The following is a 21,712-nucleotide window of genomic DNA, read 5'->3' as shown; positions in this document are numbered from 1 at the left end:
GCCTCAAGCCTCTCAGGAGGCCGCCGGACGTCTAGGACGTGCTTCGCGAGTCTCGGTGAATCGGCCGGTCGCCCCCCGTCAGCGGCGCGCCCGTCCCGCCTCGGCGCAGCGCCACGATCTCCGCCCCGATGGACAGCGCCGTCTCCTGAGGGGTCCGGCCGCCCAGGTCGAGGCCGATGGGCGAACGCAGGCGGGACAGTTCACGCTCCGTCAGGCCCGCCGCGCGCAGCCGGCTCAGCCGGTCCTCGTGCGTGCGGCGCGAGCCCATCGCCCCGACGAACGCCGCCGGGCGGCGCAGGGCCACCTCCAGGAGCGGCACGTCGAACTTGGCGTCATGGGTCAGCACGCAGAGCGCCGTGCGCTCGTCCGTGTCCGTGCCGCGCAGATAGCGGTCCGGCCAGTCGACGACCACCTCGTCCGCCTCCGGGAACCGGGCAGGCGTGGCGAAGACGGGCCGCGCGTCGCACAACGTGACGTGGAAGCCGAGGAGTTTGCCGACCCGGACCAGCGCGCCCGCGAAGTCCACCGCGCCGAACACGATCATGCGCGCGGGCGGCACGCTGGACTCCACGAACAGGGTGACGTCCCCGCCGCAGCGCGCCGAACTCTCCGGCACCTCGCACACCCCGGTGCGGCCGAGGTCGAGCAGGGCGCGGGCCTGCGCCGCCAGTCCCGCGTCGTCCGGGGAGCCGAGGGCCCCCTCGTACGTGCCGTCCGTGCGCACCAGCAACACGCCGTCGGCCCGGGTCAGTTCGGACGGTCCGGCCAGGACGCGGACGAGCGCCACCGGTTCGCCGCGCTCGGCGAGCGCGAGCGCCCGCTCGGCCGTGGTGCGCGCCCGCGTGTCCCGCGGCACCGGGACCACGACCACCTCGACGCTTCCGCCGCAGGTCAGCCCGACCGCGAAGGCGTCGTCGTCGCTGTAGCCGAAGCGTTCGCGCCGCACCCGGCCGTCCTCCAGGGACTGCCGGCACAGCTCGTACACCGCCCCTTCGACGCAGCCGCCGGACACGGAGCCGATGACCTCACCCTCGGCGTCGACGGCGAGGGCCGCGCCCGGGGGCCGGGGGGCGCTGCCGCTCACCGAGACGACGGTGGCGACGGCGAACTCCCGGCCCTGGGCGGCCCACCGGCCGAGCTCGACGGCCAGGTCAAGCATCCGTACGGTCCCCGCGGTCCGGCGCCTGGGCGTCGCCCTCGGCGAGCAGCACGCGGTCGGGCCTGATCGGCAGATCGCGGTGGCGTACGCCGGTCGCGTGCCACACGGCGTTGGCGATGGCGGCGGCCGTGCCGACGATGCCGATCTCGCCGACGCCCTTGATGCCGATCGGGTCGTCCGGGTCGACCTCGCCCAGCCAGTCGGCCTCGATGACCGGCACGTCGGCGTTGGCGGCGAAGTGGTAGCCCGCGAAGTCGGCGCCGACATGTCCGCCGGTCTCCTGGTCGCGGACGGCCTCCTCGTGCAGTGCCATCGAGATGCCCCACGTCATGCCGCCGACGAGCTGGCTGCGTGTGGTGAGCGGGTTGACGATGCGGCCCGCGTCGAAGACGCCGAGCAGCCGCCGCACCCGCACCTCGCCCGTCGTCACGTCCACGGCGGCCTCCGCGAACTGCGCGCCGTACGAGTAACGCTCCTTCTGCGCGAGCGAGGCCACCAGGTCGGCGGTGTTCACGCGCGCGGTGACGCCCTCAGCGGGGATGTCGGTGAGCAGCGCGACGCGCTCGCGCAGCTCCCGGGAGGCGGCGATGACGGCCCAGCCCCACGACCGGGTGCCCATGGAGCCGCCCGAGACCCACGCGGGCCCGAAGTCGCTGTCGGCGATGCGCACCCGCACCCGCTCCGGCGTGGTCCCCAGCTCGTCCGCGGCGATCTGGGTCAGTGCCGTACGGGCGCCGGTGCCGACGTCGGCCGCGGTGATCCGCACGGTGTACGTGCCGTCGGCCTCGGCGGTGACGGAGGCCGTGGAGGGGGCGACACCCGAGGGGAACGCGCAGGCGGCGACGCCGGTGCCGAGCAGCCACCTGCCCTCGCGGCGGGTGCGCGGGCGCGGGTCGCGGCCGGCCCATCCGAAGCGGCGGGCGCCCTCCTCGTAGCAGGCGAGCAGGTTGCGTCCGGCGAAGGGCAGCCCGGAGACGGGGCCCACGTCGGGTTCGTTGCGCACGCGCAGCGCGATCGGGTCGATGCCGAGCCGCTCGGCGAGTTCGTCGAGCGCGGACTCCACGGCGAACGAGCCCGGTGCCTCGCCCGGCGCGCGCAGGAACGTCGGCGTGGGGATGTCAAGGCGGGTGACGGTGTTGACGGTGCGGTGGGCGTCGGCCTCGTACAGCACACGCCCGTACAGGGCGCTGTTCTCGATGAACTCCCGGACCGTCGACGTGCTGCACTGCGCCACGTGCTCGAAGGCGCGCAGCCGCCCGTCGGGCTCGGCGCCGAGCCGCACCCGCTGGGCGGTGGGGCTGCGGTATCCGGTGATCGCGAACACCTGACGACGGGTCAGCGCCACCCGGACGGGCCGCTGCAGTTCGGTCGCGGCCATCACCGCCGCCACGTGGTGCGGGCGTACGCCCTTGGAGCCGAAGGCGCCGCCGACGTGCTCGGAGCGCACGCGGACCGCCGACAGGTCGAGCGAGAAGAGCTTGGCGAGCTCGTCGGCGACCCACATGCTGCCCTGGTTGGAGTCGACGAGTTCGAGCCGCCCCGCGTCCCAGCGGGCGGTCGCGGCGTGCGGTTCCATGGCGCTGTGGTGCTGCTCGGGCGTGGTGTAGCGGGCGTCGACGACCACCGCGGACGCGGCGAGTTCGGCCTCCACGTCGCCCTTGCTCACCTCGGCGTTCTCCGGGGTGTAGGTGCCGGGCCGGTCGGCGTGGAAGGCGGTGTCGTGCGGCTGCGTCTCGTACGTGACGTCGAGCGCCTCGGCCGCCTCCCTGGCCTGCTCGGAGGTCTCCGCCACGACGAGGGCCACCGGCCAGCCCACGTGCGGGATCCGGTCGCTCTGGAAGACGCCGAGGGTCGGGTCGGCGGGGCCCAGCTGGCCGACGTAGTCGGTGTTCACGCGTGGCGCGTTGCCGTGGTGGACGACGGTGAGGACGCCGGGCATCGCGAGCGCGCTCTCCGTGTCGATCGCGTGGACGCGGCCGCGTGCGACGGTCGACAGGACCATCCATCCGTGGGCGAGGTCGGTGAACGGCAACTCGCTCGCGTAGCGTGCGGAGCCGGTGACCTTCTCGACGCCCTCGACGCGGGAGCGCGCCGTGCCGACCGCGCCGGTCGTGGTCGCGGCGGGCGGGGTGGGCGCGGTGGGCGCGGTCGTCATCGGCGGGCCTCCTGCTCCAGTTCGGTCAGCTGTGCCACGACGAGGTTGCGCATCAGTGGCACCTTGTACGCGTTGTCCCTGAGCGTCTCGGCGGCGGCGAGTTCGGCGTCGGCCGCGGCGGCGTACGCGTCGCCGTCCGCGGGACCGCCGATCAGCGCCCGCTCGGCGGCGCGGGCGCGCCAGGGCCGGGACGCTACGGCGCCGAAGGCGAGGCGCGCGTCCCGCACGATCCCGTCCTCGACGTCGAGCGCGGCGGTCAGCGAGCCGATCGCGAACGCGTAGGAGGCGCGCTCGCGCACCTTGCGGTAGCGGGAGTGGGCGGCGACGGGCGCGGGCGGCAGCGTGACGCCGGTGATGAGCGCGCCGGGCGGCAGCGCGGTCTCCAGGTGCGGAGTGTCGCCGACGGGGAGGTAGAACGCGTCGAGTGCCAGCTCTCCCTCGCGGGGGGTGCCCCCCGGTCCGTCCGCGGTCTCGTAGTGCACGACGGCGTCGAAGGCGGCCAGTGCGACCCCCATGTCGGAGGGGTGCACGGCCACGCAGTGCCGGCTCGCGCCGAAGAGCGCGGCGTTGCGGTGCTCGCCCTCGACGGCGGGGCAGCCGCTGCCCGGGTTCCGCTTGTTGCACGCCTTGGTGACGTCGGTGAAGTAGCCGCAGCGGGTGCGCTGCAGGAGGTTGCCGCCGACGGTCGCCATGTTGCGCAGCTGCCCGGAGGCCCCGGCGAGCACGGCCTGCGCGAGAGCCGGGTAGCGGCGTCGCACGTCGGGGTGGGCGGCGAGATCGCTGTTGGTGACGGTGGCGCCGATGCGCAGTCCGCCGCCGGGCGTCGGCTCGATGCGGTCGAGCGGCAGGTCCCGTACGTCGACGAGGCGCGCGGGGCGCTCCACGCCGGACTTCATCAGGTCGACGAGGTTGGTGCCGCCGCCGAGGAACCGGGCGTCGGGGTCGGCGCCGAGCGCGGCCACGGCGTCCGGCACGTCGAGGACCTTCTGGTAGCCGAACTCCCTCACGCCACCTGCTCCTTCGTGTCGTGCGAGTCGTGCGAGTGCGAGTCCTGGGCGGCGGCGTCGGCGCTCTCGGCGGCCGCCGCGACGGCTCGTACGATCGACACGTACGCGCCGCACCGGCACAGGTTGCCGCTCATCCGTTCCCTGATCTCCTCGGGCGTCAGCGGGGGTGGCCCTGCCTCGGGCCGTACGTCGTCGGTGACGGCGCTGGGCCAGCCCGCCGCGTGCTCCTCCAGGACACCGAGGGCCGAGCAGATCTGGCCCGGCGTGCAGTAGCCGCACTGGAAACCGTCGAGGTCGAGGAACGCCTGCTGCACCGGGTGGAGCTCGTCGCCCTCGGCGACTCCCTCGACGGTGGTGATCTCACGTCCTTCGGCGGCGACGGCGAGTTGCAGGCAGGAGACGGTCCTGCGTCCGTCGACCAGGACCGTGCAGGCGCCGCACTGCCCCTGGTCGCACCCCTTCTTCGTGCCGGTGAGGTCGAGCCGCTCGCGCAGGGCGTCGAGCAGGGTGGTGCGGTGGTCGACTGGCAGCGTGTACTTCTCTCCGTTGATGTGCAAAGTGATGGCGCTGTGCGTCGACAGGGGCGCTGGGGCCATGAACAGCCTTCTTTCCGGTGACTGGCTCTGCCGCGACGGGGGACAGGACGGTACGAGCCGGATGACGCGGGGACTCGGGACGACAGTACGGATCGGAAACGGTGCCGGTACCGATGCGGCGTCCGGCGCGGCACGCCACTATCGTGAACCCCGAAGTGGACACACGTCCGCTCTACCGCTCATGACGCTAGTGGACAACTGTCCGCACAGCAAGGTTATTTGTCCACGACGGCCGGAGGAGGACGCGTGCACCCGGACAGACAGGCCGCGCTGCGTTCGGACGCGCGACGCAACCGGGAGCGCATTCTGGAGGTGGCCCTGGCGGAGCTGACCCGCTGCGCCGACACCCCGCTGAGCACCATCGCCAAGAAGGCCGGCGTCGGGCAGGGCACCTTCTACCGGAACTTCCCGTGCCGCGAGGAGCTGGTCCTCCAGGTCTACCGGCGTGAGGTGGAGCAGGTCGCCGAGGCCGCCGCTCAGCTGCTGCGCGACACGCAGCCCGAGGCGGCGCTGCGCGCGTGGATGGACCGGCTCGCCCGGTACGCGATGGCCAAGGCGGGCCTCGTGGACGCACTGCGCGAGGCGACCAGCGCACGCGGGGGCTCCCTGCGCAGCCTCGCGCACGACGCCCTGACCGGGGCCGTCGGACTGCTCCTGGAGGCCAACGAACGGGCGGGCACGATCCGCCCCGGCGTCACACCGGACGACTTCATGCTGGCGATCGCCGGTCTGTGGCAGCTCGATCCCGGCAGCGACTGGGAATCGCGCGCGAACCGTCTGCTGAACCTGGTGATGGACGGGCTGCGGGCCGGGGCCCCGGCCACGCGCGACGACCTGGCCTGACGGGCCGCCGCCACCGGCTAGGAGCGCTTGCGGGGCTTGCGCTTGCCGCCCGCCCCCTGCTTGCCGGCACGCTTCGCGCCGCCGCTCGGCTTGGCGCCGCCGGTCGGCTTCGCACGGGAGGCGCCGCCCTTGGATCCGGCGCTCGTCCTGGCGCGGCCCTGTTGTGCGCGGTCACGTCCGTCGCGGTCACGTCCGGCGTGTTCGCGGTCCTGCTCGGGACAGGCGCGGCCACGGGTGCTGTTGACCGTGCGGCCGCGTACGACGCCGATGAAGTCGTCGACCCGGTCGGTGGTGCGTTCCTCGGGCCAGGCGAGCACGATGCCCGACCGCGGGACATCGGTCACGGTCCGGTAGGTGAGGTCGCGACGGTGGTGCAGCCGGGCGAGCGACTGCGGCACGACGAGCAGGCCCACCCCCGCGGCGACCAGCTCGATCGCGTCGGCGGTGGTCGCGGGGCGCTCGAAGGCGGGCCGGCCCGGCGGGCACTCCCAGTCCAGGACGTCGTCGAGCGGGTGCTGCACGATCTCGTCGGCGAGGTCGGCGGCCGTGACCTCGTCGGCGGCGGTGACCAGGTGGTCCTTGGGCACGATCACGACCGTGGTCTCGGTGTACAGCGGGATGGCGCTGAAGTACGTACGGTCCACGGGCCCGCGCACCAGACCGGCGTCCGCGTCCCCGCGGCGCAGCAGCTCGGCGGCGTCCTCGGCGGCCACCGGCACGAGTTCCAGCGGGACGTCGGGGTAGCGCTCGCGCCAGATCCGCACCCACTTGGCGGGGGTCGCCCCGGGGACGTACGCGAGCCGGAACGGGGATGGTGCGGGGGATGCCGACGTGCCTGTCACCCCGCAAGGCTACCCGCCGCGGTCGGGGCCGCCCGCCACGCTGGATACCCTTGACCTCATGAAGTCGCACCAGACCACCCAGACCATGAAGCCCGCGACCGCGGCGAAGAAGCTGGGTGTGTACCTCGAGGCCACCCCCGCCGAGTTCCAGGAGGGCGTCGTCTCGCGCGCCGAGCTGAACGCCCTGCAGGCCGACCCGCCGCAGTGGCTGCGCGACCTGCGGGCGAGCGGCCCGCACCCGCGGCCGGTCGTCGCGGCGAAGCTGGGCGTCTCCATCGCGGGTCTGGCCCGCGGCGGTGTCACCGAGGCGCTGACCACGGAGCAGATCGAGGCGCTCAAGGACGAGAACCCGGGCTGGCTGCGAAAGGAGCGGGCCACGCAGGCCGAGGTCCGCAAGGAAAGCGTCCGGATCAAGAAGAAGCACGCCGAAGAGGCCGACCGCCGCGCCCGGCACGACTGACATGGGTTCCCCGCACGAGACCCCGCGAGCCGGTCGGCGGGCGGTGGCGGTGGCGGTGCGCCCGGCCCTCTCCGACGATCTCGGCGGTGTCCTCGCCATCCGCAACCACGCCGTCGAGCACGGCACCGCCCTGTGGACCGACACCCCGCACTCCCCCGCCGAGGGCGCGGCCTGGCTCGCCGGGCATCTGGCGCGCGGATCCGCCTACGTGGCCGACCACGACGGCGAGATCGTCGGCTTCGGCGTCTACGGTCCGTGGAAGTCGTACTCGGGTTTCCGGCACACGGTCGAGAACTCGGTCTACGTCGCCGACGGCCATCACGGCCGGGGCATCGGCTCCGCGCTGCTCGGCGCCCTCGTGGCGTCCGCACGGGAGGCGGGGCTGCATGTCATGGTCGCGGGCATCGAGTCCGGCAACACCGCGTCGGTCCGGCTCCACGAGCGGCACGGCTTCGAGGTGGCGGGCACGGTGCGCGAGGTCGGCACGAAGTTCGGCCGCTGGCTCGATCTCACGCTGATGCGGCTGCCGTTGGGCGACGGCCTGCCGGGCTGACCCGCCGGGGGCCGTGCCCCAGCATTTCGGAAAAGCCCCCGCCGGGCACCGTGTCGGCGGTCCATGATGGGCCGATGACGACGACGTCCCGCGCCCGCTCCTTCGACCGGGCGGCCGCCCGGTACGCCGCCGGCCGGCCCTCCTACCCGGCGTCCGTCCTCGATGCGGTCGAGGAGGCGTGCGGGCGCACGCTCGCGGGGCTGCGGGCCGTCGACGTCGGTGCCGGGACCGGGATCGCCAGCACCCTGCTGCGCGGGCGCGGCGCCGACGTGCTCGCCGTGGAGCCCGGTGACGGCATGGCCGCCGAGTTCCGCAGGACACTGCCCGGCGTGCCGCTGGTGCGCGGCGACGGCAACGCGCTGCCGCTCGCCACCGGCAGCGCCGACCTCATCACGTACGCCCAGTCCTGGCACTGGACGGACACCGCCCGCGCGGTGCCCGAGGCGCTGCGGGTGCTGCGGCCGGGCGGGGTGCTCGCGCTGTGGTGGAACACGGGCGCGCCGAACGTGCCGTGGCTGCTCGAACAGGACGAGCGCATCGCCGATCTCTGCGGGATCGAACCCGAGGACCGCCCGCACCCCGACGCCGTGCGCGCCCTGCGCCTCGCCGGCCTGGAGGGCCTGTCGGCCGACCGGAGGCTGCTGCCCTGGAGCCGGAGCGTCGACATCGACACCCACCTGGACAACATCACCAGCCACTCCGTGTTCCTGGTGCTCGACGACCCCGGCCGCGTGCGGGCCTTTCGCGACGCGGAGCGTGCGCTGCTCGCCGGGCTCTTCCCCGACGGGCGGGTGGAGGAGGCGTACCTGGTGGATCTGCTGACCGTGGTCCGTCCTTAGGGCCCGCTCCCGCGGTGCCTGCTGAGGCGCCCGTCACAGCTGGCGGTTGGGCCAGTCCAGGAGGCGGGCGCCGATCACGGCGGTCTGCAGGGTGTAGCGGTGGATCGGGTCGGACGGGTCGGCGCCGGTCAGCTTGTGGATGCGTTCCAGGCGGTACGTCATCGCGCGCACGCTCAGCGCGAGGCGGCGGGCGGCCTCCGCGGCGACGCAGCCCGAGTCGAAGTAGGCGGAGAGCGTGTCGATGAGCGGCTCGGCGCCGCCGCGGGCGCGCTGCAGCGGCCCGAGCGTGGTGCGCACCAGGTCGGCCATGGCCTGCCGGTCGCGGGTGAGCACGGGATAGACGAGCAGGTCGGCGGCGCGCAGCACCGGTTCGTCCAGTTCGAGCCGCTCGGCGAGTTCGAGGGTGCTCAGCGCCTCCTCGTAGGACTGGACGACGCCGCCGGGGCCCTGCTGGGCGCGGCCGATGGCCACGTGGCCGCCGTCGGTGGCGGCGTAGGCGTGCTTGGCGAAGAAGGCGAGGACCTCGTCCTGGTCGCCGGGGGCCACGCAGACGAGACGCCCGTCCTTGGTGGTGAGCAGGATGCTGCGGTCGCCGAACCGGGTGATCATCGCGCGCTCGACGCTGCGCGGCGCCGGGTCGCCCTCCTCGTACGCGCGCGCTCCCTCGGCGACCGCGACGGCGTGCTCGTGGGACAGGCGCAGGCCGAACCGCTCGGCGCGCTCGACGAGGCGGCCCAGGTCGCTGCGGCCGTAGAGCAGGTCGTCGATGAACTCGCGGCGGGCCGCCTCCTCCTGCCGCACGGCGAGCCGCTGTGCCCGTTCGTATCCCTCGGCGAAGGCGTCTATGGCCTGTTCGACCGCGGCGAGGACGCTGGTGGGCGAGGTGGCGGCGGTCGGCCAGTGGGCGCGGGTCTCGGCGAGGTGCGCGCCGACGAGGGCGCGCAGGCCGAGCCCGGACTCGGCGGCCCGTTCGCCGAGGGCGCGGCGCGAGTCGAGTTCGTCGCGGGTCAGACGGCGTCCGGTCGCGCAGGCGTCGGTGAGCAGTCCCGCGTATCCGGCCACGTACTCCTCGGCCATCGCCTGTTCCCGCCCGCTCATCGCGACCCCCGTGCTCCTGCCCGGCCCCCTGCCGGCTCCCTGACGTCTGACGGATTCCTGGCGTCTTTCTATCGCACGTGGGGCGGACGGCGGCGGGCGGGTCGGGGTTCGGCTGCCGGGGCCCGGCAGCGGGAACGGGTCGCGGGGCCGTCCGGTCCGGGGTCGGCGGTGGTCCGTGTCGCTCGCGAGGGGCCGGGATTCGGGGTTGGCGCACCAGGATGTTCGGCCCCTTCGCCGGGTCTCCGTGTGGAGACCCGGCGGTGAGGCCCCTCCCCCGCTCCCCCGTGGTGCCGTTCCATCATCAGGGAGCGGCGGGTGCGCGCGCACTGCCGGAATCCGGCAGTCTTGTCGCGTCTTTGATGCCGCGGTGACGCGCGGTCGGCTCAGCGGCGCGCGAAAACGACACCGCGAAGATCCACGACCGCGGGACCGGCGGGGCGGCGCACGGCATGCTTGTCCTTGTGGTTTCGTTTCCCTCTCAGTCTCAACAGGCCGACCGCACCCGCGAGATGATCGTCTGCGGGGACGACGCGCTCGCCGAACGTCTCGCGGTGGAGCTGCGCGAGGTCTACCGCACGCGCGTGACGCTTCTCGTGCCGCAGGCCCGCCCGCCGTCCGGGCTGCGCGTCGCCGCGAGTGAGACGACGCTGGCCGCGACGCTGCTCGGCCGCGTGCAGGCCGTGGTGAACCGTGCGGCGGCCCCCAACCCCAGTGGCGACACCGGGTCCTTGGCGGGCCTCGCGACGCCGCGCGTGATCGAGGCCCCGGAACTGGACGAGGAGGCGCTGACGGAGGCGGGCGTGGAGCGCGCGGACGCGCTGGCGCTGGTGCACGACGACGACCAGACCAACATCCGTGCCGCCCTCGCCGCCCGCCGTCTCAACCCGCGCCTGCGGCTGGTCATCCGGCTCTACGACCGCAAGCTGGGCCAGCATCTGGCGGATCTGCTCGACCAGGCGGCGGCGCTCGCCTCGCCCGGACTCGACGCCGAGACGCTCGACACGTCGACCACGGTGCTCTCCGACGCGGACACGGCGGCGCCCGCCCTGGCCGCCGCCGCGCTCACCGGCACCAGCAAGGTGGTGCGGGCGGACGGACTGCTGCTGCGGGCCGTCGAACGGACACCTCCGGGGCGTGACCGGCTCACCGATCCGGGGCTGTGCACGCTCGCCCTGCTGTCGGCGACGAGCAGCGACCCGGCGGGCGAGGACGGTTCGGAGGCCACTGGGCAGGAGGGGCCCCAACTGCTGCCCGACGACCGGACGGTGGCCGCGGCGACGGGGCGCGGCACCATGGTCCTGGAGGACATCACGCACGCCGTGCCCGCGCGGCCGCGGCGACGGCTGCTCGCGGGCGGCCGGCTGCCGCTCGGTTCACTGTTCTCGCGGCAGCTGCGCTGGAGCCTGTTCGGTCTGACCGTCTGCGTCTTCGGTCTCGCGGTGGCGTCCTGGCTGACCGATCCCGGGCTGTCCCCCGTGCACGCCGGGTATCTCACGCTGCTCGACCTGTTCGCCATCGACGACCCGGCGATCGGCGAGCCGGTCGCCCGCAAGGTGCTCCAGCTCCTGTCCGGGTTCGCCGGTCTGCTGCTCCTTCCCGTGCTGCTCGCCGCCGTTCTGGAGGCCCTCGGCACGTTTCGCAGCGCGTCCACGCTGCGGCGGCCGCCGCGTGGGCTCTCCGGTCACGTCGTGCTGCTCGGGCTCGGGAAGGTCGGCACCAGGGTGCTCGCGCAACTGGCCGAACTCGACATTCCCGTGGTGTGCGTGGAGGAGGACCCGGAGGCACGCGGCATACCGCTCGCCCGTCAGCTGCGCGTGCCCGTGGTGCTCGGCGACGTCACCGACGAGGGCGTCCTGGAGGCGGCCAAGATCCACCGGGCGCACGCACTGCTCGCGCTCACCAGCCACGACACCACCAATCTGGAGGCGGCGCTCGCCGCGCGCACCGTCAAGCCGCACGTGCGGGTGGCGCTGCGGCTGTACGACGACGCGTTCGCCGCCGCGGTGTACCGGACGCTGCGGGCCGCCCATCCGGGAGCGCTGACCCGAAGCCGCAGCGTGTCGACGCTGGCCGCGCCCGCGTTCGCCGGGGCGATGATGGGACGTCAGATCCTGGGCGCGGTGCCGATCGAGCGCAAGGTGCTGCTGTTCGCGGCGCTGGACGTGGCCGGTCACCCGCAGCTGGAGGGACGCACGGTCGCCGAGTCGTTCCGGCCGGGCGCCTGGCGGGTGCTCGCCCTCGACTCCACGGCCCCGGCCGAGCGCCGGCCCGACCTGTCGCTGTCGAACGGCCGTGGCGACGAGGATCCCGAGCAGCCCGCCGGCCTGGTGTGGAACCTGCACCCCGGGTATGTGCTGCGCCCCGTCGACCGGGTGGTGGTGGCCACGACCCGGCAGGGCCTGGCCGAGCTGCTCAGCCGCCCGGCCGGGGAGCCGACGCGGCAGCGCGGTTAGGTCCTGTCCTGCCGCATGAGCGCGCTTCGCGGGTCGGCGGCGCGGGTGATGGCCGCCTCGATGGCGGCGGCCCGGTCGGCGAGCAGGCCGAGCGCGGCGACGGCGCGGACGGCCGGGTCGTCGTCGGTGCCGCCGAGCCGCTGGTGGCGTACGTAGGACGCTTTCACCTCGGCCCACCGGTCGGCCTGCTCGGCGGTCAGCGTGGCGCGCAGCTCGGCGAGCTTGAGCAGATTGGCCTCGGCGGCCGTGGTGAGGGTCTGCGCCTCTGCGCGGTAGTGGTCGTCGATGACGGCGGCCCGTTCCGTGGCGTCCATCGCGGGGTCCAGCCGCTGGGCGATCTTGTTCATGTTGCGGTAGGAGCCCTGCAGCATGAACGGCGGCTCGGTGCGGGTCGCGTCGGCCTGGGCGGCGGAGGCGATGTAGGCGCCGTTGACGGCCAGTACGGTGTCGCGCGCTGCCAGCAGGTGCCGGAGCACCGCCGTGATGCGCTGCACCTCCTGGCCGCTGTAGGGGTGTTCGAGGTCGTCGGGGCGTGCCGTCGGGTCGTCGGCGGCGAGGCGGACGAGGACGTCGAGGTCGGCGCGGCCGCGCCCGGCGAGCGGGGCCAGGTCGGGCTGCGAGGTCAGGGCGTTCTCGACGAAGCTCAGCGCGAACGCGTCCTGTTTGCCGGTGAGCACGTCGCCGAGGTTCCACACGTCGGCCCGGTTGGCGAGCATGTCGGGGATGCGGAAGCGGGCGCCGGACTCGGTGTACGGGTTGCCGGCCATGCAGACCGCGAACCGCTTGCCGCGCAGGTCGAAGGTGCGCGGCGCGCCGTCGACGACGCCGTCGACGCGGCGGGTGGAGTCGCACAGCGGGATGAACCGCTGGAGGAGTTCGGGCGAGGTGTGCTGGATGTCGTCGAGGTAGAGGAGGGTGTTGTTGCCCGCGGCGAGCGCGAAGTTGATCTTTTCGAGTTCGCGGCGGGCGGTCGCGTCGGGTGCCTGGGCCGGGTCGAGGGAGGAGACCTGGTGGCCGAGGGCCGGTCCGTCGACCTTGACCAGGAGCAGACCGAGGCGTTCGGCGACGTACTCCATGAGCGTCGTCTTGCCGTAGCCGGGCGGCGAGAGAAGCAGCAGCAGGCCGCCGGTGTCGGCGCGCCTGTTCTCGCCCGCGGTGCCGATCTGGCGGGCCAGGCTGTCGCCGATCAGCGGCAGGTACGCCTCGTCGATGAGGCGGCTGCGGACGAACGACGCCATGGCGCGCGGCTTGAGGTCGTCGACGCGCAGCCGCTCGCGCTCCGCGGTCATGAGGGCGGTGCGGCGCTGCTGGTAGGCGCGGAAGGCGGGTACGGCTTGCGTGCGGAACTCCTCGGTGCGGGCGAGGAGTTCGTCGATGCGTACGGTCATCGTGCGGTCGCGGCCGATGCGCGGGTGGGCGCCGAGCAGGTCGCCGACGCTCGCCTCGACCCGGGCGGCCGAACCGTAGCGGGGCAGGTCCGGGCAGACTTCGGCGGCGACGGCCTCGGCGAGGTCACCGGCGTCGGGCTGCTGTCCGCCGGACGCGGCGTAGGCGCGGAGCCAGCCCTCGGCGAGCTGCCGGCGTGCGGCGAGGTCGCCGACGGCCGCGAGGTCGTCGTCGTAGGCCGAACTTCCGGTGGAGCGGCGGAACTTGTCGAGGAAGGTGCGGGTCGCCTCAGGCAGGACGAAGCCCTCGGGGCCGCTGGTGAGCTCTTCGAAGAGGTACGCGGCGGCGCGCGCCGCCGCCGTCTCGTCGGCAGCACCGGTCACCGGTGCCTGCGCGATGGCCGCCGCCATCTCCGCCTCCAACTCGGCGACGGCCGGGGCGAGTCCGTAGGTGTCGCGGGCCCGGGCGAGCGACGTGGCGCGCCGCCGCAGCCCCGCGCGCTGCTCGTCCGTGGTGGCGTGCGCCCAGAACAGCTGGGCGGCGGCGCGCGCGGCCGGCAGGTGGCGCAGCACTCCCGCCTCGGCGTGCAGCCGCAGCAGGGTCGCCAGGATCGCGGTGGCGTCGTGGTCGTGGACTCCGCGCTCGTACCCCTCGTCGTAGGAGTCCTGTGCGGCCTGCCGTACGAGCCCCGCCAGGTCGTCGGCGGCGGCGAGGGCGGTCGCGCCGTGTTCGGCGAGCAGCCGGGCGGCGAGGTGCTCGGCGCGGTAGACGTGCGGCGACTCGGAGGGCAGGTGCTGGTTCCAGTAGGGGCGGGTGTCGGCGAAGGCGGGGTCGGTGACGGGGGCGCGGTAGTCGGTTCCGGTGAGCGCGAAGGCGAGTCCTTCGCCGTCGGCGGCCGGGACCAGCGTCAGGTCGAACGGCTGGGTGTTGACGGCGAACCGGTGGGCGCCGAGGCGCACGGTGGTGCCGCTCGCGTCGTACAGGTCTGCGCGGTCGCGCAGGGCGCGGGCCGCCTCCTGGCGGGTGGCGGTGAGTTTCGCGGCCAGGTCGTCGGCGCGCACCTCGTCGCCCAGGGAGCGCAGTTCGTCGGCGACCGAGCGGACTTTCGCGGCCATCGGGTCGGAGGTGAAGAAGACGGCGACGGCGTCCGCGTCGGGCAGCGCCCTGGCACGGCGGGCGAGGGTGTCCAGGACCCGGGCGGCGGACGTGGCGAGCTGTTCGGTGCGGCGGGCGCGGGCGTCGAGGAGGGTCTGCTTGCGGGCGGCGAGCGTCTCGTGGATCTCGGTGCGCTGCGCGTCGAGGTGGGCGAGGAAGTCGTCGAACTCGCCGAACCGTGACTGTAGGTTCTCCACCTGGACGAGCAGCCGGGCGAGGTGGTCGTCGCAGGCGTCGGGCGTGTCGGCGGCAGCGAGGGCACCGGCGACGGCCTGCCCGAGCAGCGCGGTCTGCGCGGCGAACTCGGCGCGGCCCTCGTGGTCGGTCAGTTCGCGGCGGCGGGCGTCGAGTCCGGCGCGGACGCGGTTGACCGCGCCGAGCACATCGGCGATGTGTTCCAGGATGGCGGTGCGGACGGTGACGTCGGCGATGTCGAGGGCGCCGACGACGTCGGTGACGGTGCGCAGTTCGTCGGCGAGTTCGTCGAGCTGTGCGGCGATCTTGTCGGCGCCCGCGGCCGTCTCCGCCTGCTCGCACAGGTCGGCGAGTTCCGTCACGCGCTGCCGCTGCTGGGCGAAGGCGTCGTCGCGGGCGAGGAAGGCGACGGCGCGCTGCCCGAAGTGGGCGAGGTCGTCCTCGGCGCGGGCGGCGAGTTCCTCGACGCGTTCGACGTCGACGTACCTGAGGTCCTTGAGCGTGAGCAGGTGGCCTTGCGCGCGGCGCAGTTCGGTCAGGCCCGCCACCCACTGCCCGGCGTCGCGCGGCACCTCGCCGCGGAGCCTGCGTACGACGGCGGTGATGCGGGCGGCGGCCTCCTCCAGGGTGCGGGCGGCCTGTTCGGTCAGTTCGCGTACGGTCTCGAACTCCGCGACGATCTGCTCGGCCGTGGCCCGCAGCGCGCTCAACGGACCGTCCAGCGCGCCCGCTTCGGCGTCGGCCAGCCACGGGTGGCTGTCGGCGGCGCGTACGCATCCGGCGAGCAGCGCCGCGTAGCCCTCGCTGGTCGGGGTGGCGGTGGTGGCGGCGCGGGCGAGGGAGAGGCAGTCGGCGACGCCGCGCACCAGGTCGGCGTTGCCGATGCGGGCGAGGGCGCCCTCGCCGACGGGCTGGGCGGCCGCGTAGGTGTCGGTGACGTACGGGGAGTCGTAGCGCTGCACCGGGTGGACGCGGGCGGGTTCGGCCCCGGCGTCGGTGCGCAGCACGACGAGCGTGCCGTCGTCCAGGAGCGCGTGCCCCTGGCAGCCCAGCGGGGCGAGCGCCTCCTTGCGGATGGTGTTGTACGAGAGCAGCAGGTCGCGGCCTTCGGTGCGGTCGTGGAAGACGTAGAGGACGTCCTCGCCGTTGGGCGAGCGGACCGTCTGCTCGTGGGCGAGGCCCGCGGTGTCGATGTCGAAGGTCTTGTGGCCGCCCTCGGACAGGCAGTAGCCGCCGGGGAAGACGACGCCCTGCTCGTCGGGCAGGACGCGGCAGGCCCGGCCGATGCCGTCGAGGCGTACGACGTCGTGGGTGAGGGTGTGGTAGACGAGGTGGCGGTCGGCGCTCTCCTTGTAGGGGCGCACCCGCAGCAGCAGGAGGGAGCCGACCCGGGCGTAGGCGATGTCGGCGTCGGCGAGCGACTGCAGCGGCTCGTCGACGGGTTCGCTGTGGATGCCGTCGCCGGTCTCGGTGTCGTTCTCGGTCTTGACGGTGAGGCTGCCGCCGACGGTGGAGACGTAGATCTCTCCGTCGACGGCGACGTGCGGGTGGCGGCCCAGGACGTGGTCCTCGCGGCCGGTGGTGTGCCAGGTGACGTCGTGGGCGGGCGGCAGGACGTCGTCGCGGTCGCCGCGTGCGTCGAGGAAGCGGACGCCGCCGTCGGCGGTGAGCGCCCAGCGCAGGACGCGGATGTCGGTGGTCTTGTCGCCGGTCTGGAAGACGGCCAGCAACTTGCCGTCGACCAGGCGCAGTCGAAGCAGACGGGCTGCCTGGTAGTAGCGGTGCAGCGCGGTGAACTCGTGGACGAACGCCGGGTCGTCGAGCAGTCCGGGCACCGCGTCGTCGGGCAGCGGGTTCAGGTCGCGGTCGTAGAGGGCGAGCACGTCGCCGACCGCGGTGCGGGGCGCGCCGTCGGTGCGCGCGGTGTCGTGGCCGAGCAGCAGGTGTCCGCCGACGGCGGCCAGGTCGCGCGGGGTGGAGGGCCGTTCGGTGCGCAGCCGGTCGGTGCCGGCGAGCTCCAGGCGGGTGGAGGCGAACTCCTCGATGCGGCGGGCGTTCAGCTCCTCCGCGCCGCGGGCGAGGTCGGCGGCCTGCCGGGCGAGGCGGTCGCGCAGCAGTTCGTAGGTGCCGGTGGCGTCTTCTCGGCGGCCCGTTGCCATCGTCGTCCAGCGTCCTTTCCGGTCTTCACCGGGCGTGCTTCGTCAGTCGTGATGCGGCGGGCCGGGGCCCCCGACCCCCGTACGGCGGCCCCGGCGGTTGGTGGGCGGCTCAGCTCGCGGCGGAGCCGTTCAGCTCGGTGAGCCGCAGGTCGGCGAGGCCCAACTGGCCTGCCTTGTCGAGCAGTTCGCGGACCTGACCGGCCTGGTCGCCGCCCTTGTTCATGAGCTTCATGAGCAGGGCGGAGACGGTCAGGTTCTGTACGTCGGCCGTGGAGACCGAGCCGAGGATCTTGCCGATGTCCTCGGTGAAGTTCGCCGAGCCGTCAAGCCAGGGCCCGGCGAGGGCCTGTGCGGTCTCGGAGTTGTGCACGAAGGAGTCGATGCCCTTGCCGAGCGCGATGGAGCCCACCAGCCGGTCGAAGAAGACGGAGTCGCCGCCGACGATGTTGATGTCGGCGCCTTCCAGGCCGGTGGCGACGACGCTGGCCTGCGCCTCGGCGACCTGGCGCTGGACGTCGATCCCGGCGAGCCGGATCTCCTTCTCGGCCTGGAGCCGCAGCCGGTACTCCTCGTGTCCGCGGGATGCCTCGTCGAGCGCGGCCATCGCGGCGGCCTTCTTCGTGATGCCCTCGGCCTCCGCCTTGAGCTTCTCGGAGATGGCCGTGGCCTCGGCGAGTGCCTGTTCGCGGGCGCCCTGTGCCTCGGCGCGCATCCGGGCCTCGGTGGCCTCGGCCTCGGCGCGGCCGGTCTTCTCGATGACCTCGGCCTCCTTGTCGCGCACCTGGACCTCGGCGAGTCCGGCGGCGGCGGCCTCGGCGCGCAGCCCTTCGGCGAGCCGCACCTTGGCCTGGGCCTGGAGGTCGGAGGACTTGAGTTCGGCCTCGGCGAGGGTGAGCCGCTCCGCGGCCTTGTGGGTCGCGGCCTGCTCGGCGGCCTCCGCGGCCTTGATGTCCTTGACGAGCTTCTCCTGCGCCTCGGCCTCGGCGGCGATGATGACGGCCTGGCGGCCCCGCTCGGCCTCCTCGACCGCGCGCAGCTTCTTGATGGACTCCTCCTGCTCGGCGACCGTGCGGTCCACGGCGACGCGCTCGCGCACGACCTCGGCGATCTCGCGCCTCTCCGCCTCGACCTCCTTGTCGGCGGCGATCTTCGTGAGCGACGTCTCGCGTTCGCGGGCGATGACTTCGAGGAGGCGGTCCTTCTCGATGCGCTCGTTCTCGACGGCGATGACGCGCTCGCGGTTCTTCTGCGCGACCGCGACCTCGCGGGCCTGGTTCTCGCGCTGTACGCCGAGCTTCTCCTCGGTGGACAGGAACGCGGTCTGCGCGCGCAGCCGCTCCTCCTCCACCACTCGTGCCGTCTCGGCCTCCTCACGGGCCCGGACGGTGTCGATCTCGCGCTTCTGCTTGATCTCGGCGTCGGCCTGGCGGCGCTCCAGTTCGAGGATGGCCTCGCGGGCGTCGACGTTCTGCCGGGTGATCTCCTTCTCCTCGGTGCGCTGGTACTCGTTGGTGCGCACGTGCTCGACCGTGGTCAGTTCGGTGATCTTGCGGATGCCCTGGGCGTCGAGGACGTTGTCCGGGTCGAGCTGGCTGAGCGGCGTCTGCTCCAGGTAGTCGATCGCCGCGTCCTCGAGGTGGTAGCCGTTCAGGTCGACGCCGATGACCTCGATGATGCGAAAGCGCAGCTCCTCGCGCTTGGTGTAGAGGTCGGTGAAGTCGAGCTGCTTGCCGACGGTCTTCAGCGCCTCGGAGAACTTGGCGTGGAACAGTTCCTGGAGCGTGTCGCGGTCGCTGGCGCGCTGGGTGCCGACGGACTGGGCGACGCGGATGACGTCGTCGACGGTCTTGTTGACCTTGACGAAGAACGAGATGCGGATGTCGGCGCGGATGTTGTCCCGGCAGATCAGCCCGTCCTTGCCGGTCCGGGTGATCTCGATCGTCTTGACCGAGATGTCCATGACCTCTGCCTTGTGCAGCACCGGCAGGACGACCTGCCCGGTGAAGGTGACGTCCACCTTGCGCATCTTGGAGACGATCAGCGCCTTGCCCTGTTCGACCTTGCGGAACAATCGGGTGAAGACGAGCAGCAGTACGGCGGCGACGAGCAGGACGACGGCGACGGACACGCCGATGCCCACGGTGGTGGCATTCATGGTGAAGTCCTTTGACTCCAGGGGCGGTTGACGCCCCTCGGCGGAGGTGTGCGTAAGGGTGTACGAGGTGCGGGGGCGCGCCTGTCCGGCGCGCTAGGCGCTGCCGCCGGAGCGCGGTGCGGCGGATGCGGCGATCAGCGCGCGGGCGGCGGCCCAGCCGACGGCCGACGCGGCGCACAGCAGGGCGAGCTGGAGCGCGGCGTGCGCCACGCCGAGCACGCCACTGCGTTCGAGCAGCACCGCGCCGCCGACGCAGACCAGCCAGGCGACGGAGATCGCCAGGGTCAGCGCGACGGCGACGGGCGCTCCCCCGAGCCCGGCCGCGCGCAGGTCGATGTCCGCGTCGAAGGTGTGCCGGTCGGCCGCGCCCACGGCCACGAGCAGCCAGAAGCCGACGGCGACGACGAGTGCGGAGCTGAAGACGAGCCCGGGAAAGGAGGCGGCCGCGGTGATCAGCTCCCCCATCGCGCCGTCCCCCTCCCGCTGCACTCCCGGCTCCACCCCGGTGCCGGTCCGGGTTTCCGGGATCCGGCACCGGGGCTGGCCCCCGTTTCTGCCGGAGCCATCCTGACGCGGTCTTAACGTCTGGCGCATTGCCGCTTTCCGGCAATGTTTACGCCGCCTTGATGCCGGTCGCCGCCACCCCTGCGCAGTCGTACACCGCTGCGTACGACTCCCATCGATGCCGCACGACAGTGACGCAGGTCACCACCCCGCTCACCAGCCGACTTGACACGTTTTGCATAATGCAAAAGTAAGGAAGGGGAAACAGTGAGGGACTTGCGGAGTGACAGGCGGGCCGTACGCCCGGCCTTGAGCGGTCGAGGCGCGATGATGGTGATCGCCGTGATCGTCGGTGCGGGAGCCGGCGGCGGAGCGATCGTCTTCCGAATGTGCATCAAGACATTCACCCATCTGCTCTCGGGGCACGACGACTACGCCGCCGCGGGCGGCAGCGCCAACCCGCACGTCCCCTGGCTCGGGCCGTTCTTCGTCCTGATCGTGCCGATCATCGGCGGGCTGCTGTACGGGCCGCTGGTCAACCGGTTCGCCAAGGAGGCCCGCGGGCACGGCGTCCCGGAGGTGATGCTGGCGGTCGCCCAGAAGGGCAGCCGCATCAGCCCGAAGGTCGCGGTCGTCAAGACCATCGCCTCGGCGCTCACGATCGGCTCCGGCGGCTCCGTGGGCCGCGAGGGGCCGATCGTGCAGATCGGCGCTGCGCTCGGCTCCACGCTCGGCCGACTGGTCAAGCTCACCGAGGACCGGATGAAGCTCGTCGTCGCCTGCGGCGCGGCGGGCGGCATCGCGGCGACGTTCAACGCGCCGCTGGCGGGTGTCTTCTTCGCCATGGAGCTGATCCTGGGCACGTTCAGCGCCGAGGCGTTCGGCGCGACCGTCCTGGCCAGCGTCACGGCGAGCGTCATCGGCCGGGCCAAGTTCGGAAATGCGGCATTTCTCACACTTCCCGACTTCCACGTCGACCACCTCGTCCAGTACGCGCTGTTCGCCCTCCTCGGCGTGCTCGCGGGTGCCCTCGGCGTCGGCTTCATGCGGGTCCTGTACGCCATCGAGGACCTCTGCGACTGGGCCTACCGCGGCCCCGAGTGGCTGCGTCCCGCGGCGGGCGGCCTGCTGCTCGGCCTGGTGCTGCTCGCGCTGCCCGAGATGTACGGCGTGGGCTACCCGGTCCTGCAGAACGCCACCGAGGGCAAGTACGCCATCGGCTTCCTGCTCCTCCTGGTCGTCGGCAAGATGATCGCGACGAGCCTGACGATCGGCATCGGCGGCTCCGGCGGCGTCTTCGCCCCCGGCCTGTTCATCGGTGCGTGCTTCGGCGCCGCCTTCGGCGCGGTGGTGCACGACGTGATGCCCGGCAGCGGCGGGGCGGTCGGCGCGTACGCGCTGGTCGGCATGGGTGCCGTCTTCTCCGGTTCGGCGCGGGCGCCGATCACCGCGGTGGTCATCCTCTTCGAGCTGACCGGCGAGTACTCGATCATCCTGCCGATGATGCTGGCCATCGTCCTGGCCACCGTCGTCAGCAAGCTGATGACCGGCGACACCATCTACACGCTCAAGCTGCGCCGTCGCGGCATCGACCTGGGCGGCCCGGTGGCCGGTGCGCCCATCGGCGGGCAGCTCGTGTCGTCCGTGATGGAACCGCTGCCGGCGCCGCTGTCCGCGTCCACGCCGCTCGCCGACGCGGCCGATCTGCTCAGCCTCTCGGACCACGGCGCCCTGCCCGTGCACGACGAGCGGGACGGCTACCGCGGCGTCGTCACCGCCCAGGCGGCCGCCGAAGCGCTCGCCGAGCAGCCCGACGGCGCTCCGGCGACCGCCGGCGACCTGGCACAGCTGCCCGCCCGGATCACGGCCGACCAGCCGCTCGCGGCGGCCCTGCACCACCTGGTGTCGGCCAGCGGCGGCGTACCGGTGCTCGACACCGAGACGGACCAGCCGGTCGGCTGGCTCAGCCACCAGGGCGCCCTGCGCGCCCTGCACCCGGGGACGGCCCGTGTGGCCGCCGCCAGGACCCAGCCGGAGCCCGTCAGCGCCTGACGGGCGCGCGCCCGCGCCCGCACACGTCCGCCCCACTCCTCCATGAGTGGGGCGGACGTTGGTCGATTCGGACGACTTTTCATACCGCGGGCGGGATGTCG

Annotated in this window: 15 protein-coding genes; 6 read left to right on the top strand and 9 right to left on the bottom strand. The window is 73.4% G+C overall.

Annotation, left to right across the window (positions count from 1 at the left end; genetic code table 11):
• Window positions 1–31 precede the first annotated feature (31 nt).
• Genes OFY01_RS23405 through OFY01_RS23390 form a run of 4 tightly spaced genes read right to left on the bottom strand, consistent with a single transcriptional unit; the run spans window position 32 to window position 4,917 of the window.
• A complete protein-coding gene (locus tag OFY01_RS23405) occupies window positions 32–1,159 on the bottom strand; it encodes an XdhC family protein (RefSeq protein ID WP_266603016.1) in 1,128 nt (375 codons plus the stop codon).
• Window positions 1,152–3,314, bottom strand: a complete 2,163-nt coding sequence (locus tag OFY01_RS23400) for a xanthine dehydrogenase family protein molybdopterin-binding subunit (protein WP_266603014.1) — start codon at window positions 3,312–3,314, stop codon at window positions 1,152–1,154. Before OFY01_RS23400 ends, OFY01_RS23405 begins: the two co-directional genes overlap by 8 nt.
• Window positions 3,311–4,321 (bottom strand): FAD binding domain-containing protein, encoded by a 1,011-nt coding sequence (locus OFY01_RS23395; protein WP_266603012.1) that lies wholly within the window; start codon window positions 4,319–4,321, stop codon window positions 3,311–3,313. The genes OFY01_RS23400 and OFY01_RS23395 overlap by 4 nt, the downstream gene beginning before the upstream one ends.
• On the bottom strand, window positions 4,318–4,917 hold the full coding sequence (locus tag OFY01_RS23390; protein WP_266603010.1) for a (2Fe-2S)-binding protein: 600 nt from the start codon (window positions 4,915–4,917) through the stop codon (window positions 4,318–4,320). Before OFY01_RS23390 ends, OFY01_RS23395 begins: the two co-directional genes overlap by 4 nt.
• Window positions 4,918–5,163: 246 nt before the next feature.
• Between OFY01_RS23390 and OFY01_RS23385 the strand changes: the two genes are divergently transcribed.
• A complete protein-coding gene (locus tag OFY01_RS23385) occupies window positions 5,164–5,760 on the top strand; it encodes a TetR/AcrR family transcriptional regulator (RefSeq protein WP_266603008.1) in 597 nt (198 codons plus the stop codon).
• 17 nt (window positions 5,761–5,777) lie between these two features.
• Here OFY01_RS23385 and OFY01_RS23380 read toward each other — a convergent pair whose 3' ends face one another.
• Window positions 5,778–6,602, bottom strand: a complete 825-nt coding sequence (locus OFY01_RS23380; RefSeq protein ID WP_266603006.1) for a LysR family transcriptional regulator substrate-binding protein — start codon at window positions 6,600–6,602, stop codon at window positions 5,778–5,780.
• Between the two features lie 58 nt (window positions 6,603–6,660).
• On the opposite strand from OFY01_RS23380, the gene OFY01_RS23375 reads away from it, so the two are divergent.
• The 3 genes from OFY01_RS23375 to OFY01_RS23365 all read left to right on the top strand — a co-directional run bounded on the left by OFY01_RS23375 (window position 6,661) and on the right by OFY01_RS23365 (window position 8,454).
• Window positions 6,661–7,062 (top strand): DUF5997 family protein, encoded by a 402-nt coding sequence (locus OFY01_RS23375; protein WP_266603004.1) that lies wholly within the window; start codon window positions 6,661–6,663, stop codon window positions 7,060–7,062.
• Between the two features lies 1 nt (window position 7,063).
• The gene (locus OFY01_RS23370) at window positions 7,064–7,615 is read left to right on the top strand and encodes a GNAT family N-acetyltransferase (protein WP_323135549.1); all 552 of its coding nucleotides are present in this window, start codon (window positions 7,064–7,066) and stop codon (window positions 7,613–7,615) included.
• Between the two features lie 74 nt (window positions 7,616–7,689).
• The gene (locus tag OFY01_RS23365) at window positions 7,690–8,454 is read left to right on the top strand and encodes a class I SAM-dependent methyltransferase (RefSeq protein ID WP_266603002.1); all 765 of its coding nucleotides are present in this window, start codon (window positions 7,690–7,692) and stop codon (window positions 8,452–8,454) included.
• Window positions 8,455–8,487: 33 nt separating this feature from the next.
• On the opposite strand, the gene OFY01_RS23360 is transcribed toward OFY01_RS23365, so the two are convergent.
• On the bottom strand, window positions 8,488–9,552 hold the full coding sequence (locus OFY01_RS23360; protein ID WP_266603000.1) for a PucR family transcriptional regulator: 1,065 nt from the start codon (window positions 9,550–9,552) through the stop codon (window positions 8,488–8,490).
• Between the two features lie 449 nt (window positions 9,553–10,001).
• On the opposite strand from OFY01_RS23360, the gene OFY01_RS23355 reads away from it, so the two are divergent.
• Window positions 10,002–12,005 carry an NAD-binding protein gene (locus OFY01_RS23355; RefSeq protein WP_266602998.1) on the top strand — a complete coding sequence of 668 codons (2,004 nt, stop codon included), beginning with the start codon at window positions 10,002–10,004 and terminating at the stop codon, window positions 12,003–12,005.
• Here the strand turns inward: OFY01_RS23355 and OFY01_RS23350 are convergent.
• From OFY01_RS23350 to OFY01_RS23340, 3 genes are all read right to left on the bottom strand, one after another.
• Window positions 12,002–16,900 carry a DNA repair ATPase gene (locus OFY01_RS23350; protein ID WP_266602996.1) on the bottom strand — a complete coding sequence of 1,633 codons (4,899 nt, stop codon included), beginning with the start codon at window positions 16,898–16,900 and terminating at the stop codon, window positions 12,002–12,004. The genes OFY01_RS23355 and OFY01_RS23350 overlap by 4 nt on opposite strands.
• A gap of 109 nt (window positions 16,901–17,009) precedes the next feature.
• Window positions 17,010–19,055 (bottom strand): flotillin family protein, encoded by a 2,046-nt coding sequence (locus OFY01_RS23345; protein ID WP_266602994.1) that lies wholly within the window; start codon window positions 19,053–19,055, stop codon window positions 17,010–17,012.
• A gap of 93 nt (window positions 19,056–19,148) precedes the next feature.
• Window positions 19,149–19,544: a hypothetical protein gene (locus OFY01_RS23340; RefSeq protein ID WP_266602992.1), complete on the bottom strand. Its 396-nt coding sequence runs from the start codon at window positions 19,542–19,544 to the stop codon at window positions 19,149–19,151.
• 345 nt (window positions 19,545–19,889) lie between these two features.
• Between OFY01_RS23340 and OFY01_RS23335 the strand changes: the two genes are divergently transcribed.
• Window positions 19,890–21,611 carry a chloride channel protein gene (locus OFY01_RS23335; RefSeq protein ID WP_266603050.1) on the top strand — a complete coding sequence of 574 codons (1,722 nt, stop codon included), beginning with the start codon at window positions 19,890–19,892 and terminating at the stop codon, window positions 21,609–21,611.
• Window positions 21,612–21,712: the final 101 nt, after the last annotated feature.

Source organism: Streptomyces beihaiensis (assembly GCF_026274175.1).
Taxonomy (GTDB): Bacteria; Actinomycetota; Actinomycetes; order Streptomycetales; family Streptomycetaceae; genus Streptomyces; species Streptomyces beihaiensis.
This window is presented reverse-complemented; position numbering and strand designations above follow the sequence as displayed.

Excerpts from the sequence above, each read along its gene's own strand:
- OFY01_RS23375 (WP_266603004.1), top strand. The coding sequence starts at position 6,661 with ATGAAGTCGCACCAGACCACCCAGACCATGAAGCCCGCGACCGCGGCG.
- OFY01_RS23350 (WP_266602996.1), bottom strand. The coding sequence starts at position 16,900 with ATGGCAACGGGCCGCCGAGAAGACGCCACCGGCACCTACGAACTGCTG.
- OFY01_RS23400 (WP_266603014.1), bottom strand. The coding sequence starts at position 3,314 with ATGACGACCGCGCCCACCGCGCCCACCCCGCCCGCCGCGACCACGACC.
- OFY01_RS23370 (WP_323135549.1), top strand. The coding sequence starts at position 7,064 with ATGGGTTCCCCGCACGAGACCCCGCGAGCCGGTCGGCGGGCGGTGGCG.
- OFY01_RS23335 (WP_266603050.1), top strand. The coding sequence starts at position 19,890 with ATGGTGATCGCCGTGATCGTCGGTGCGGGAGCCGGCGGCGGAGCGATC.
- OFY01_RS23360 (WP_266603000.1), bottom strand. The coding sequence starts at position 9,552 with ATGAGCGGGCGGGAACAGGCGATGGCCGAGGAGTACGTGGCCGGATAC.
- OFY01_RS23390 (WP_266603010.1), bottom strand. The coding sequence starts at position 4,917 with ATGGCCCCAGCGCCCCTGTCGACGCACAGCGCCATCACTTTGCACATC.
- OFY01_RS23405 (WP_266603016.1), bottom strand. The coding sequence starts at position 1,159 with ATGCTTGACCTGGCCGTCGAGCTCGGCCGGTGGGCCGCCCAGGGCCGG.
- OFY01_RS23365 (WP_266603002.1), top strand. The coding sequence starts at position 7,690 with ATGACGACGACGTCCCGCGCCCGCTCCTTCGACCGGGCGGCCGCCCGG.
- OFY01_RS23345 (WP_266602994.1), bottom strand. The coding sequence starts at position 19,055 with ATGAATGCCACCACCGTGGGCATCGGCGTGTCCGTCGCCGTCGTCCTG.
- OFY01_RS23355 (WP_266602998.1), top strand. The coding sequence starts at position 10,002 with ATGCTTGTCCTTGTGGTTTCGTTTCCCTCTCAGTCTCAACAGGCCGAC.